Origin of the sequence: Halarchaeum rubridurum (assembly GCF_014647115.1) — an archaeon.
Taxonomy (GTDB): domain Archaea; phylum Halobacteriota; class Halobacteria; order Halobacteriales; family Halobacteriaceae; genus Halarchaeum; species Halarchaeum rubridurum.
The window spans coordinates 16,264-28,823 of record NZ_BMOO01000012.1 but is presented as its reverse complement, the minus strand read 5'-3'; the positions used below and the strand labels follow the sequence as shown (position 1 = coordinate 28,823).

The following is a 12,560-nucleotide window of genomic DNA, read 5'->3' as shown; positions in this document are numbered from 1 at the left end:
GCCAGCGCCGCCACGCCCGTCGCGCCCGCCGCCGTCAGGTAGTGCCGCCGCGAAAGCGTCTTGTCGGTCTCGTTCTCAGTCATAGTGTGTCCGGTACGTACTGGACCACTCAGCTACAAAATAGTTATTATTAACAACAGTCCGAGTCAGTTGCGTGCTGACGTCGGGCGACGGCGGGCCCGCGCGGGCGAGGCGGGGGGCCGCCGCGGCGGACCGGTGGGTTTTACGCGTCGCCGCGCGACGCACCGCCCATGAGCGACGACGAAGACTACCGAATCGAGTCGGACAGCCTCGGCGAGATGGAGGTCCCCGCGGACGCCTACTGGGGCGCACAGACCCAGCGCGCCGTCGAGAACTTCCCGATAAGCGGGCGGGGATTCCAGCCCGCGTTCGTCCACGCGCTCGGCGTCGTGAAGAAGGCCGCCGCGCAGGCCAACCGCGACCTCGGTACCGTCCCCGAGGACAAGGCGGAGGCCATCATCGACGCCGCCGACGAGGTCATCGCGGGCGAGCACGACGACCAGTTCCCCGTCGACGTCTTCCAGACCGGCTCGGGTACCTCGACGAACATGAACGCGAACGAGGTCATCGCCAACCGCGCGACCGAAATCTACGGCGGTGAGGTCGGCACGCGCGAGATTCATCCGAACGACCACGTGAACTTCGGGCAGTCCTCGAACGACGTCATCCCGACCGCGATGCACGTCGCCGCGCTCGTCGCCGTCGAGAAGGACGTCGGGCCGGCGCTCGAAACGCTCGTCGGTGCGCTGGAGGCCAAAGAGGCGGAGTTCGACGGCGTCGTCAAGACCGGCCGCACCCACCTGCAGGACGCGACGCCGGTCCGTCTCGGCCAGGAGTTCGGCGGCTATCGCGCCCAAGTCGAGAAGGGCCTCGCGCGCGTGGAGAACACGAAGGCCCACCTGCGCGAGCTCGCCCTCGGCGGCACCGCGGTCGGCACCGGCCTCAACACCCACCCCGAGTTCCCGGAGCGCGCCGCCGAGTACATCAGCGAGGAGACGGACGTCCAGTTCCGCGAGGCGGACAACCACTTCGAGGCGCAGGCCGCCCACGACGCGATGAGCGAGGCCCACGGCGCGCTGCGCACCGTCGCGGGGAGCCTGAACAAGATAGCGAACGACCTCCGACTGCTCGCCTCCGGCCCGCGGAACGGCCTCGGCGAGATCGAACAGCCGGAGAACCAGCCCGGGAGTTCGATCATGCCCGGGAAGATAAACCCCGTCGTCGCGGAGTCCATCAACCAGGTCCACAAGCAGGTCGTCGGTCACGACGCCGCGATCTCCTCGGGGGCCGCGGAGGGGCAGATCGACCTCAACCTCTACAAGCCCGTGCTCGCCTTCGACTTCCTCGAATCCGCGACGCTCATCGCCAACGGGAGCGAGGCGTTCGCGGAGAAGTTCGTGGCGAAACTGGAGGCCAACGAGGCCCACTGCGAGTCGCAGGTCGAGCGCTCGATGGCGCTCGCCACCGCGCTCAACCCCGCAATCGGCTACGACAAGGCCAGCAAGGTCGCGAAGAAGGCCATCGCCGAGGGCAAGACCGTCCGCGAGGTCGCGGTGAGCGAGGGGTACCTCACCGAGGCGGAGGCCGACGAGGTCCTCGACCCCGAGAAGATGACGCACCGCGGTATCCTCGGCGACGAGTAAGCCGACGCCCCGGCGTCGGCGGAACGCGAGCGGGAAGGCACGACCCGCGAGTAGCGCGGTCCCTCCGGACCGCGAACGGCGAGCGGGAAGGCACGGCCCGCGAGCCACCCGACCGGTCAGGGCGACACGCCGCAGGCGCGCCGCGACCACCGAGTTCTTTCGTCGCGCACGCGAACGCCGGGGCATGGAGCGTCTCCACACGCGCGTCCTCCTCCAGTGGTCGGCGGGCGCGCTCGTCACCGCGGTCGTCCTCGCGGCCGTCGCGGGCGTGGTCGCGTCCCTCGACCCGGTCCCGGTTCCCGTCTCGCCGCTCGCCGTCGCGGGCGTGGCCTTCGGTATCGTGTTCGTCCTCGGCGTCGCGTACGCGGTTCTCCGGTATCGCTCGTGGCGCTACGAGGTCCGCGCGGACACGCTCTACATCGAGCGCGGCGTCCTCACGCGCGTCGAGACGGTCGTCCCGTACGTTCGCGTCCAACACGTCGACAGCCAGCGCGGGCCCCTCGAACGCCTCCTCGGCCTCGGGACGGTCGTCGTCTACACCGCGGGCTCGCGGGGCGCGGACGTCTCGATTCCGGGAGTGGCCGCGGAACGCGCGACCGCCCTCCAGGAGCGCCTGCGCGACCTCGCCATCGAGAGCGAACCCACGGACGCCGTATGAGACTCCACCCGCTCACCGTCGTCTACCGGATCGGCCGCCGGGCCGTGAGCCTCGGCTGGGGGGTCGTCGTCGGGTTCGCGGGCGCGTCCTCGATTCCGTTCGTCGACGCGCGACTCGTCGTCGCCGCGCTCGCCGTCGCCCTCCTCGCTCTCGTCGGCTACGAGGTCGCGCGGTATCGGCGATTCACGTACGCCCTCGCGGGGACGACGCTCGAACTCCGCTCGGGCGTGCTCTCGCGGCGCGAGCGCGAGATTCCCATCGAGCGCGTGCAGAACGTCGACGTCTCGCGGTCGGTCGGCCAGCGACTGCTCGGGCTCGCCACCGTCCGCGTCGAGACGGCGGGCGGCGGGTCCACGGAGGCGCTCTTGGAGTGCGTGAGCGCCGCGGCGGCCGACGACCTCCAGACCGACCTGCGGCGGCTGAAGCGCGCGGCCGCGAGGGGGGACGCGGACGCCGAGGACGCGACCGGGGGGTCTGGTGACGCGCGTCCCGGGGGAGAGGCGGGCGCGGCGGACGGCGTCGCGACGACCGGCGGGGAGCTGGACGCGACGGCGGGCGCGACGGACGAGGCGGAGGTGGTCTTCGACCTCGGTCGGCGTCGCTTGGTGCTCGCCAGCGCGCTCTCCTTCGACGTGCGGCTCCTCTCCGTCGTCTTCGTCGCCCAGCCGGTCGTCCAGCCGCTGCTCGCGCCGCTCGTCGGCGACCTCGCGGGCGTCACGACGGTCGTCGCGCTCGTCGTCGCCGTCCTCACGGCCGTCGCGCTCTGGGTGGCGAGCGCGGCGCGGACGTTCGCGCGCTACTACGGGTTCCGCCTCGTGCGCGCGGGCGACGACCTCCGGTACGAGCGCGGCCTCAGTCGGCGATACACGGGGACGATTCCGCTGGAGAAGCTCCAGACGCTCGCCGTCGAGGAGACGGCGCTCGAACGCGCGTTCGGCTACGCGTCGCTCTCGGTCGTGACCGCGGGCTCCGTCGGGTCGAACACGGGTGGGGGGTCGGCGGCCGCGGTGCCGCTGGCGACCCGCGGGGACGTCCTCGCGCTCGCGCGCGACCTCGAACCGTTCGCGGACGCGGCGATGGAGCGCCCGCCGACGCGCGCCCGACGGCGCTACGCGGTCCGCTACGCGCTCGGCGTCGGCGTCCTCCTCGCGCTCACGACGGCGGTGAACGCGCTCGTCACGCCGCTCCCGTACGCGTGGGCGCCCGCGCTCCTCCTCGTCCTCGCGCCGGTCGCCGCGCACCTGAAGTGGCGGAACGTCGGCGTCGCGCTCACGGACGACCACGCGGTCGTGCAACGCGGGTTCTGGACGCGCCGGACGCGGGTCGTCCCCCACGACCGCGTCCAGACGGTCGCCGTGAGCGCGACGCTCTTCCAGCGCCGCCGCGAGCTCGCCTCGGTGGCGATAGACACCGCGGGCGGCGACGCGGTGGCGCTCGACTGTGACGCGGAGCGCGCGAGTGCGATTCGGAGCCGGGTGGCCGAGCGGGCGGTCGACGCGGTCGGCGCGCGGCGCGACGGGAACGACTCGCACTGAACGGTTTTTTACCGTTCGCCCGCACACCCTCAGGTAATGACCGACGGCGACTTCGACTACGAGGACCTGGGGCTGGTCGCCGGCCTCGAGATCCACCAGCAGCTCGATACGGCGACGAAGCTCTTCTGCGCGTGCCCGACGACGCGACGCGAACCCGAGGAGCACGACCGGACGTTCACGCGTTACCTCCACCCGACGAAGAGCGAGCTCGGCGAAATCGACGAGGCCGCCCTGGAGGAGTCGCAGGTCGAACGCGAGTTCGAGTACCTCGCCTTCGACACGACGTGCCTCGTCGAGGAGGACGACGAGCCGCCCCACCGGCTGGACGAGGAGGCGCTCGACGTCGCCCTGGAGGTCGCGGCGCTGATGGACATGACGCCGCTCGATCAGGCCCACGTGATGCGGAAGGTCGTCATCGACGGCTCGAACACCTCGGGCTTCCAGCGCTCGTCGCTCGTCGCGCAGGGCGGCGAGATCGAGACGAGCGAGGGCCCGGTCGGCATCGAGGACATGATGCTGGAGGAGGAGTCCGCGGCGCGCGTCGAGGAGACGGACGCGGGCGCGACCTTCGCGCTCGACAGACTGGGCATCCCGCTCGTGGAGATCGGGACCGAACCCGACATCCGGAGTCCGGAGCAGGCCCGCGAGGCCGCGGAGCGCATCGGGATGCTCCTGCGTTCGACCGGCCAAGTGAAACGCGGCCTCGGGACGATTCGACAGGACGTGAACGTCTCCATCGCGGAGGGCGCGCGCGTCGAGATGAAGGGCGTCCAGAGCCTCGACGACATCGACGACCTCGTGCGCTTCGAGGTCCAGCGGCAGGTTCGGCTCCTCGACGTCGCGGAGGAGCTCGCCGAGCGCGACGCGAGCGTCGGCGAGGTGCAGGACGTGACGGACGTCTTCGCGGAGACGGAGTCCTCGGTCGTGCGGGGCGCACTCGACGCCGACGGGCTCGTCTTCGCGGTCCCGCTCCACGGCTTCGACGGCCTGGTCGGCCGGGAGCTCCAGCCGGACCGTCGGCTCGGGACCGAGCTCTCCGACCACGCGAAACGCCACGGCGCGGGCGGCATCTTCCACACGGACGAGCTGCCGGCGTACGGCGTCACCGAGGACGAAGTCGCGGCCCTGCGCGACGCCGTCGGTGCAGGCGAGGACGACGCTGTGGCGATGGTCGCCGCGGAGGCCGACGTGGCGCGCGGCGCGACGGAGGCCGCGGCGGACCGCGCGCGGACCGCCATCGAGGGCGTCCCGGAGGAGACCCGGGGTGCGAACGAGGACGGCACGACGGAGTACCTCCGGCCGCTCCCGGGCGCGGCGCGGATGTACCCGGAGACGGACGTCCCGCCCGTGGAACCGGACCCGAGCGAGGTCGAGGTGCCCGAGCTCCTCACGGAGAAGGTCGAGCGCTACGTCGCGGAGTTCGACCTGAACGAGGACGTCGCCGAGCAGGTCGCCTACGGCCGGCGGTGGCGGCTCTTCGAGGACGCCGTGGAGCGCGGCGTGGACCCGAACCTCGCGGCGCGCACCGTGGAGTCGACGGTGACGAGCCTGCGCCGCGACGGCGTTCCGGTAGGGAACCTCGCGGACGAGCACTTCCACGGCGTCTTCGACCTCGTCGCCGAGGACGAGATAACCCAGGAGGGCGTCCCCGAACTCCTCACGGCGCTCGCGGAGGAGCCGGACCGGACCGCGGCCGAGGCCGCCGAAGAGGCGGGGCTCGGCTCCGCGGACGAGGACGTCGTCCGCGAGGCCGTCGTCGAGGTCGTCGAGCGCAACGAGGAGCAGATTGAGGCCGAAGGCATGGGCGCGTTCTCCGGGCTGATGGGCGAGGCGATGGGCGCGCTCCGCGGGAAGGCGGAGGGCGACCTCGTCAGCGAGGTGCTGCGCGAGGAGATTCAGAAGCGAAGCTGAACTGAACTGCGTTCGACGACGCCGTTCTTTTTTGAATCTTACTCCGACTCGTCGTCGACGAGCGCGTCGACGAGCGTGTCGAGCGAGTAGGCCCGCAGGGGGCGCGGCGTATCCTTCGTGCGCGAGGTGACGAACGTCGAGTTCGTCCGGTCGACCTCCTCGATTGCCTCGAAGTCCGTGATGAGGCGTTCGACGGCGTCCGAGTCGGGGAGGCGCGCGAGGACCATGAAGTCGTACTCGCCCATCGTGAAGAAGACCTGCGTGACGCCCTCTATCTCCTCGAGTTCGGCGGCGACGCCGCGATAGCTCCCGCTGTAGGAGGTGTAGACCTCGATGACGACGGTGACGCCGAGGCCGAGGGCGTCGAGGTCGAGGTCGTAGAGGTCGTTCTCGATGATGCCGTCCTCGCGGAGGCTGTTCAGCCGATAGTGGATGGTGGAGACGGGGATGTCCGTCTCCTCGTGAAGCCGCTCGGGGCTCCCGGTTCCCAGATCGGAGATCGCCTTCAGGAGCCGCACGTCCCGTTCGTCCATACGGGACCGATGACGCGAGCGCCGTAATACTCCACCGGGACGGCACGGGCACCGACCCGGCCGAGCACGCCGTATCCCGTGCTACCGCACATTTCTCATCGTCGTGCATTACGTTAGAGAAATATTTGGGGTTAGTCGAATACCTTGTAGACAAGTTTAACACTGTGCGTCCGCTACCCGTTCGTAGACAGATGTCTCTCGCCGACACCCTCTCCGGCCCCCGCGCCACCGCCGCGATGTTCGTGGCGCTCGCGGCGTTCTGGGGGACCTCGTTCGTCGCCATCCAGACCGGCCTCCACGCGTTCCCGCCGCTGCTCTTCGCCGCGCTCCGCTTCGGAATCGCCGGCCTCGTCGTCCTCGGCTACGCCGTCGCCACGACCGAGCGCTGGCTCCCCCGGACGCGCGCCGAGTGGCTCCAAGTGACCATCGGCGGCGTCCTCGTCATCGCCGTCTACCACGGCCTCCTCTACCTCGGGGAGCGCCACGTCCCCGGCGCCGTCGCGGCCGTCATCGTCTCGCTCGCGCCCGTCCTCACCGCCGTCTTCGCCAGCCTCGTCCTCTCCGAGGACTCCCTCGGCGGCGTCGAGCTCGTCGGGTTCGGACTCGGTATCCTCGGCGTCGTCGCCATCGCCGCGCCCGGCGGCGGCGCGCTCGCCGGCGTCGGTCTCGTCCCCGTCGGCCTCGTCGTCCTCGGCACCGCGACGTTCGCCCTCGGCGGCGTCCTCACCCGGCCGCTCGCCACGTCGCTGCCCCTCCGCTCGATGCAAGCGTGGACGATGCTCGTCGGGGCCGCGCTCCTCTTCGGCGGTGCGGGCGTCCGCGGCGAGTCGTTCGCCGCGATTCACTGGACCCCCGGTGCGGTCCTCTCGCTCGCCTACCTCACGGGAATCTCCGGCGTGCTCGCCTTCCTCCTCTACTTCGAACTCCTCGAACGGGCCGGCCCGAGCACCGTCCACCTCGTCAGCTACCTCGAACCCGTCGTCGCCACCGGTATGAGCGTCCTCCTCCTCGGCCAGGGCGTCGGCACGACGACCGTCGGCGGCTTCCTCGCCGTCTTCGCCGGTTTCCTCCTCGTCGAACGCGGGCGCTTCGACGCGCCGCTGCGCCGCCTCGCCCGCCGCGGCCGCCGGCGCGTCGAGCGGTACCTCGACCGGCGCGCCCCGAACGCCACGGACACCCCGGGCGTCGACGACCGTGGCTCGTACGCCGGCGGCTACACGCACTCGGAGACCTCCGACTGAACCCGACCGGCGCGACGACATCGCGGGACGCGCCCTCTCCGCGCTGCTCTTCCCGCCGTCGCTATCCGCATTCACGCGCCGTTCGCGCCCGCGGTCACCCACCTCCTCGCTCGCCGTCCGCGTTCGTCGTGACTTATGCACCGGGCCGCCCTACGCTCGCCCGTGGTCTCCGCACGCACCGCCGTCGTCTTCCTCGTCGGACTGGCGATACTGTGCCAACCCGTCGTCGGGGACGCCCCCGGTCTCGAAGACAGATACACGTACGGGGCGACGCCGCTCGCCCTCGACGACGGCGAGACGGTCGCAACGCTCCACCACCACCCGGCCGTCGGCTACGGCGTGGACGACCAGCTCGACGCCGTCCACCGCGCCGCGAACGACACCGTCACCCGACCCGCCGACGCCGTCCCGCCGGACGTCGCGCGCCTCACGTCGCTGCGCTATCTCGCCGACGACCCCGCCGACCGCTACTACCGACTCGACGCGCGCGTCACCGACGGCACCTTCCGTCTGAACGCGACGTCTGTCTCGGCGCGCGCCGTCGCCGCCGACCTCGCCGTCGCGCCCGCCGACGCCCCCGCGCCGATGCGCGACGCCCTCGACGGCAACGCGACGAGCGGACAGGAGTACCCCGCGGCCGTCCTCCGGACGGACGACGGCTACGCGCTCGTCCGCGTCGTCGCCACCGAGCGCGTCCCCGACCCCTACACGGTCCCGAAGATAGCCGCGTACGGCTTCGCCGTCGCGCTCCTCGTCTGGGGCTGTCTCTCCGTCTACCGCGAGCGCGTCGAGCGCGAGGAGCGAGGGCCGGCTCAGTAGCCCTCGTCGTCGACCGAGTCCTTCCGGCCGTTCCCCTCGATGTGCCAGCGCGCGCGGCGCAGGATGCCGTGGAGGGTGTTTATCTCCCGGCCCGTCGGGTGCGCGCGCCCGAGGATGCGACGCACCATCCGGTCGGTCTTCGCCTGCTTCTCGTCCGGGTAGTCGACGAGCGTGAGGAAGTCGTCGAAGTGGTCGTAGAACGCCTCGATCTCGTCCTCGCTCGCGCGGTGGACGGCGACGTCCGGCAGTTGGGTCTCATCGACCGTCAGGTCGCGCAGCTCGTAGAGCGCGACCGTCGCGGCCTGGCCGAGGTTCAGAACGGGGTAGTCGGCGCTCGCGGGTATCGAGCACACCTCGTCGAAACGCTCGATCTCGCGGTTGTGGAGGCCGACGCGCTCGCGCCCGAAGACGAGACACGTCGGGGCCTCGACGTCGCGGAGGCTCCCCGCGAGTTCGTCCGGCGTCCGGAAGGGGAAGCGGACGTGCTTGGTCGCGTCCTCGTTCGTTATCGCGGTGAAGCCGACGGTGTGGAAGTTCTCGACGAGGTAGTCGAGGTCGACCGTCTCGGCCTCGGGGAGGACGTCCTCGCGGGCCTGCCCGGCGTAGCCGTACGCCTCGGACTCCCGGGAGACGTCCGGGGGGTCGACGAGGTAGAGGTCCTCGAAGCCGAAGTTCTTCATCGCGCGGGCAATCGTGCCGACGTTGCCGGACGTCTTCGCGTCCACGACGGCGACGGCGGGCGGACTGGCTCCCATCGCAACCCGATAGCCCCCGTGCGGACAAAAGCGGCGCGCACCGCGGGACGGATGGACGGACGAACGGACCGCGGGTTCTATGGCGTTGGCCGTCGCCCGCTCACGTATGCACACCGTGGACGCCGCCGGCCTGCGTATCGGCGACGACCACCCCCCGCGGATAATGGGGGTGTTGAACGTCTCGAAGGAGTCGCCGTACTCGCCGAGCGTCTTCGACGACCCCGACGAGGCCGCCGCCTACGTCGAGTCTGAGCTCGTCGCGGAGGGGGCCGACATCGTGGACGTCGGCCTCGAATCCGCGAACAAGCGCCTCGACGTCCTCGACGAGACGGCGGAGCTCGAACGCCTCGACACCGCCATCGAGACCATCGAGCGCGTGGACGACGACGCCGACGTCGTCTTCAGCATCGAGACGCGCTACGCGTCGGTCGCCGACGCCGCCCTCGAGGAGGGCTTCGACATGGTCAACGACGTCTGTGGCTTCGCGGACCCCGAGATGCCCGAGGTCTGCGAGAAACACGACGCCGCGGTCGTGAAGATGGCGTCGCCGCCCGACCTCGAACGCCCGGGGGCCATCGCGGACGTCGACGACATCTACGACGCCCTCGCGCGCAACGGCTTCACGGAGAAGACCATTCTCGACCCGGCCTTCGGCGGGTGGTCCGAGGCGAAGACCCTCGCGGACGACCGCGAGACCTTCGAGCGCCTCCGCGAGTTCCGCGGGTACGGCCGGCCGCTCCTCGTCTCGATCAACCGGAAGAACTTCCTGCGCGACATCGCGGACCGCTCGACGGAGGAGGCGCTCCCCGTCTCGCTCGCCGCGACGTCCATGGCCGTCGAGCGCGGCGCGCACGTCGTCCGGACGCACGACGTCGCGGAGACCCGGGACGCCGCGCTCGTCGGGCACACCTTCGCGCGCGAGCGCCACCGCGACCGGGCGGTCGAGGAGCTCGACGTGACGACCGCCCGCGAGGCCGAACGACACGTCGCCCGCCTCGGCGGGGACGTCGCGGCCGCCACGGACGCGGTCGCGCGCGCCTACGAGGTCCGGCCGCCGTCAGACATGCGGCAGACGCTCGTCGACGCTGCGTCTGACACCGACGTCGTCTGTACGGGCGACGAGACGCTCTTCGTCGCCGGCACGACGACGGAATTGGAGGCGTTCGCGGACCGGATAACGAGTGCTTCGAAGGCGCTCGCGGGTATCGCCGGGGAAATCCGGGCCAGCGTCGAGTAACGAGAAAGCTTATGCCGGACGCCCCGCAACCCCGGATTGGAGGCCGAGGCCCCGCGCTGGTAGGAGTACACTACAAACTGCGGGGGCTCGGCTCGAACCACCGCGACCCGAAATTTCTCGCGCCCCCACGTCCACTAGTCACGCGTGCAGTTCCACACCTGGGAGCCCGCCTACGAGGCGATTCTCCGCGACTTCGGCTACGACCGCGCCGGTGACGAGGCCGCGCGCGACGAGCTCGCCGCGCTCGTGAGCGACTTCGACGTCTCACGCCTCGACGCGACCGGCGAGACGGTGGCCGTCGTCGGTGCCGCGCCCGGCCTCGCCGACGACCTCGACGCCGTCGCCGCCGCCGACCGCGCGTTCGTCGCCTCGACCGCCGCCAACGTCTGTCGCGCACACGGGATCACGGTCGACGTCCACGTCACCGACCTCGACAAGAACCCCGAGACGAGCCGCGACCTCGCGCGCGAGGGGACGCCGGTCGCCGCGCACGCCCACGGCGACAACCGAGACCTCGTCGCCGAGTGGGCGCCGAAACTCGACGACGCGCACGTCCTCGGGACGACGCAGGCCCGCCCCGTCGACGGCGTGCGCAACTTCGGCGGCTTCACCGACGGCGACCGGGCGGCGTTTTTGGCGGACGCCGTCGGCGCGGCCGACCTCGTCTTCGCCGGCTGGGACTTCGCGGACGCCCCCGACGACGCGAAGCGCCACAAGCTCCGGTGGGCGGCCCGCCTCCTCTCGTGGCTGGAGGCGCGCCGCGAGGAGACCTACCCGGTCCTCGACGGCCACCGGGACCGTGCGTGGCTCCCCTGACCGTCGGAACCCGCGACCCTCTCCGCGGCCTCGGCGTTTAACCGCGAGACGGCGCTCGGTCCGAGTATGAGTGAAACCACGGACGCGGTGCGCTCGCGGAGCAGCCTCGAGGGGAAGACGGCGGTCGTCACGGGCGCGTCGGCGGGCATCGGGCGCGCGATAACCGAGGTCTTCGCGGCGGACGGCGCGGACGTCGTCGTCTGTTCGCGCACCCTCGGCGACGTCGAGGCCGTCGCGGAGGCGTTCGCGGACCTCCCGGGCGACGTCGAACCCGTCGAGGCGGACGTGACGGACCGCGACGACGTCGCGGCGCTCGCCGAGGCCACCGAGGAGGCGTTCGGCGGCGTGGACGTCCTCGTGAACAACGCGGGCGGGAACGCCGCGATGGCTCCCACGGGCGAGTACAAGCCCGAACTCTGGGACCAGACGGTCGGCGTCAACCTCACGGGCGTCTACAACGTCACGCACGCCTTCGGGGACGCGCTGCGCGCCGGCGGGCCGAGCGCGGTCGTGAACGTCGCCAGCATGGCCGGCGAGTACGGCGTCGAGAACATGGGTCCGTACAGCGCCGCGAAGGCCGGCGTCATCGCGTTCACGCGCTCGCTCGCCCGCGAGTGGGCGGACGCGGACGTCCGCGCGAACGCCGTCTCGCCGGGCTTCATCGCCACGGAGAAACTCCGGGAGAACTTCGGGCTCGACGCCGAGATCGAGCGCGGGAACGCCGACCGGAAGTGGGGGACGCCGGCGGAGGTCGCGGACCTCGTGCGCTTCCTCGCCAGCGACGCCGCGTCGTTCGTCGACGGCCAGTCCGTCCGCATCACGGGGACGCCGAACACCTACACGACGCCGGACGTCTAAGCCGGGAGGTCGAGAACGCCGAGCAGGTCGCAGAGGAGGACGAGCAGGAACCCGCCGATCACCACGCCCGCGCCGGCGCGCTGCACCCGGCGCTCGTAGGCGTCGAGGTCGTCGCTGTCGCTCGTCACGACGGCGAGGACGCGCACCGGGTGCCGGTAGAGGCTCGGCCGCTCGGGTGACTCGCGCGCCCGGAGGCGACGGCTCATCCACGCCGACCACAGCCCGTAGGCGACGGTCGCGCCGCCGAGGGCGGCGAAGGACGCGAGGAAGCCGTAGGCGACGACGGCGACGAGGAGCGACGACGACGCGTCGAGTTCGGTGGCACCGCTCGGGGTGGTGCCGTCGGCGGTGACGAGGAGGAAGGCCAGCGTCGCGACCGAGCAGAAGAGGGCGACGGCGGCGAGCGCGATGGCGTACCCGAGCGGGCGGCCGAGGTCGGCGAGCGCGACGCCCCGAACGGTCGGTCCGTCACGGTCGTCCGCGGCGGGCGGGCGACCGTCGGAGTCGGGTGGCTGGGCGGACACGTCGGGGGG

Annotated in this window: 12 protein-coding genes; 9 read left to right on the top strand and 3 right to left on the bottom strand. The window is 71.6% G+C overall.

Translation table 11 applies throughout. The annotated features are described in order from the left end of the window. Positions 1 to 251 precede the first annotated feature (251 nt). The 4 genes from IEX84_RS14155 (at position 252) to gatE (ending at position 5,768) form a co-directional block, all read left to right on the top strand. Complete coding sequence (locus IEX84_RS14155) at positions 252 to 1,664, top strand: class II fumarate hydratase (protein ID WP_188873207.1); 1,413 nt, start codon at positions 252 to 254, stop codon at positions 1,662 to 1,664. Between the two features lie 184 nt (positions 1,665 to 1,848). Continuing rightward, positions 1,849 to 2,322: a PH domain-containing protein gene (locus IEX84_RS14150; protein WP_188873206.1), complete on the top strand. Its 474-nt coding sequence runs from the start codon at positions 1,849 to 1,851 to the stop codon at positions 2,320 to 2,322. Further along, entirely contained in the window at positions 2,319 to 3,857 is a 1,539-nt protein-coding gene (locus IEX84_RS14145) for a PH domain-containing protein (RefSeq protein WP_188873205.1), read from the top strand. The genes IEX84_RS14150 and IEX84_RS14145 overlap by 4 nt, the downstream gene beginning before the upstream one ends. 36 nt (positions 3,858 to 3,893) lie before the next feature. Beyond that, positions 3,894 to 5,768: a Glu-tRNA(Gln) amidotransferase subunit GatE gene (gene gatE / locus IEX84_RS14140; protein ID WP_188873204.1), complete on the top strand. Its 1,875-nt coding sequence runs from the start codon at positions 3,894 to 3,896 to the stop codon at positions 5,766 to 5,768. A 38-nt stretch (positions 5,769 to 5,806) separates the two neighbouring features. Here gatE and IEX84_RS14135 read toward each other — a convergent pair whose 3' ends face one another. Further along, positions 5,807 to 6,301 (bottom strand): Lrp/AsnC family transcriptional regulator, encoded by a 495-nt coding sequence (locus IEX84_RS14135; protein ID WP_188873203.1) that lies wholly within the window; start codon positions 6,299 to 6,301, stop codon positions 5,807 to 5,809. Positions 6,302 to 6,492: 191 nt separating this feature from the next. Between IEX84_RS14135 and IEX84_RS14130 the strand changes: the two genes are divergently transcribed. Further along, positions 6,493 to 7,542, top strand: a complete 1,050-nt coding sequence (locus IEX84_RS14130) for a DMT family transporter (RefSeq protein WP_188873202.1) — start codon at positions 6,493 to 6,495, stop codon at positions 7,540 to 7,542. Positions 7,543 to 7,704: 162 nt separating this feature from the next. Further along, a complete protein-coding gene (locus IEX84_RS14125) occupies positions 7,705 to 8,361 on the top strand; it encodes a hypothetical protein (RefSeq protein ID WP_188873201.1) in 657 nt (218 codons plus the stop codon). Here IEX84_RS14125 and IEX84_RS14120 read toward each other — a convergent pair. Next, entirely contained in the window at positions 8,355 to 9,116 is a 762-nt protein-coding gene (locus IEX84_RS14120) for an RNA methyltransferase (RefSeq protein ID WP_188873200.1), read from the bottom strand. The genes IEX84_RS14125 and IEX84_RS14120 overlap by 7 nt on opposite strands. A gap of 106 nt (positions 9,117 to 9,222) precedes the next feature. On the opposite strand from IEX84_RS14120, the gene folP reads away from it, so the two are divergent. The 3 genes from folP (at position 9,223) to IEX84_RS14105 (ending at position 12,027) form a co-directional block, all read left to right on the top strand. Beyond that, complete coding sequence (gene folP / locus IEX84_RS14115) at positions 9,223 to 10,353, top strand: dihydropteroate synthase (protein WP_188873199.1); 1,131 nt, start codon at positions 9,223 to 9,225, stop codon at positions 10,351 to 10,353. Positions 10,354 to 10,497: 144 nt separating this feature from the next. Beyond that, entirely contained in the window at positions 10,498 to 11,169 is a 672-nt protein-coding gene (locus IEX84_RS14110; RefSeq protein WP_188873198.1) for a 6-hydroxymethylpterin diphosphokinase MptE-like protein, read from the top strand. 66 nt (positions 11,170 to 11,235) lie between these two features. Continuing rightward, positions 11,236 to 12,027 carry an SDR family NAD(P)-dependent oxidoreductase gene (locus tag IEX84_RS14105; protein WP_188873197.1) on the top strand — a complete coding sequence of 264 codons (792 nt, stop codon included), beginning with the start codon at positions 11,236 to 11,238 and terminating at the stop codon, positions 12,025 to 12,027. Here IEX84_RS14105 and IEX84_RS14100 read toward each other — a convergent pair. Continuing rightward, the gene (locus tag IEX84_RS14100) at positions 12,024 to 12,551 is read right to left on the bottom strand and encodes a hypothetical protein (RefSeq protein WP_188873196.1); all 528 of its coding nucleotides are present in this window, start codon (positions 12,549 to 12,551) and stop codon (positions 12,024 to 12,026) included. The two genes, IEX84_RS14105 and IEX84_RS14100, sit on opposite strands and share 4 nt — an antisense overlap. Between the last annotated feature and the right edge of the window lie 9 nt (positions 12,552 to 12,560).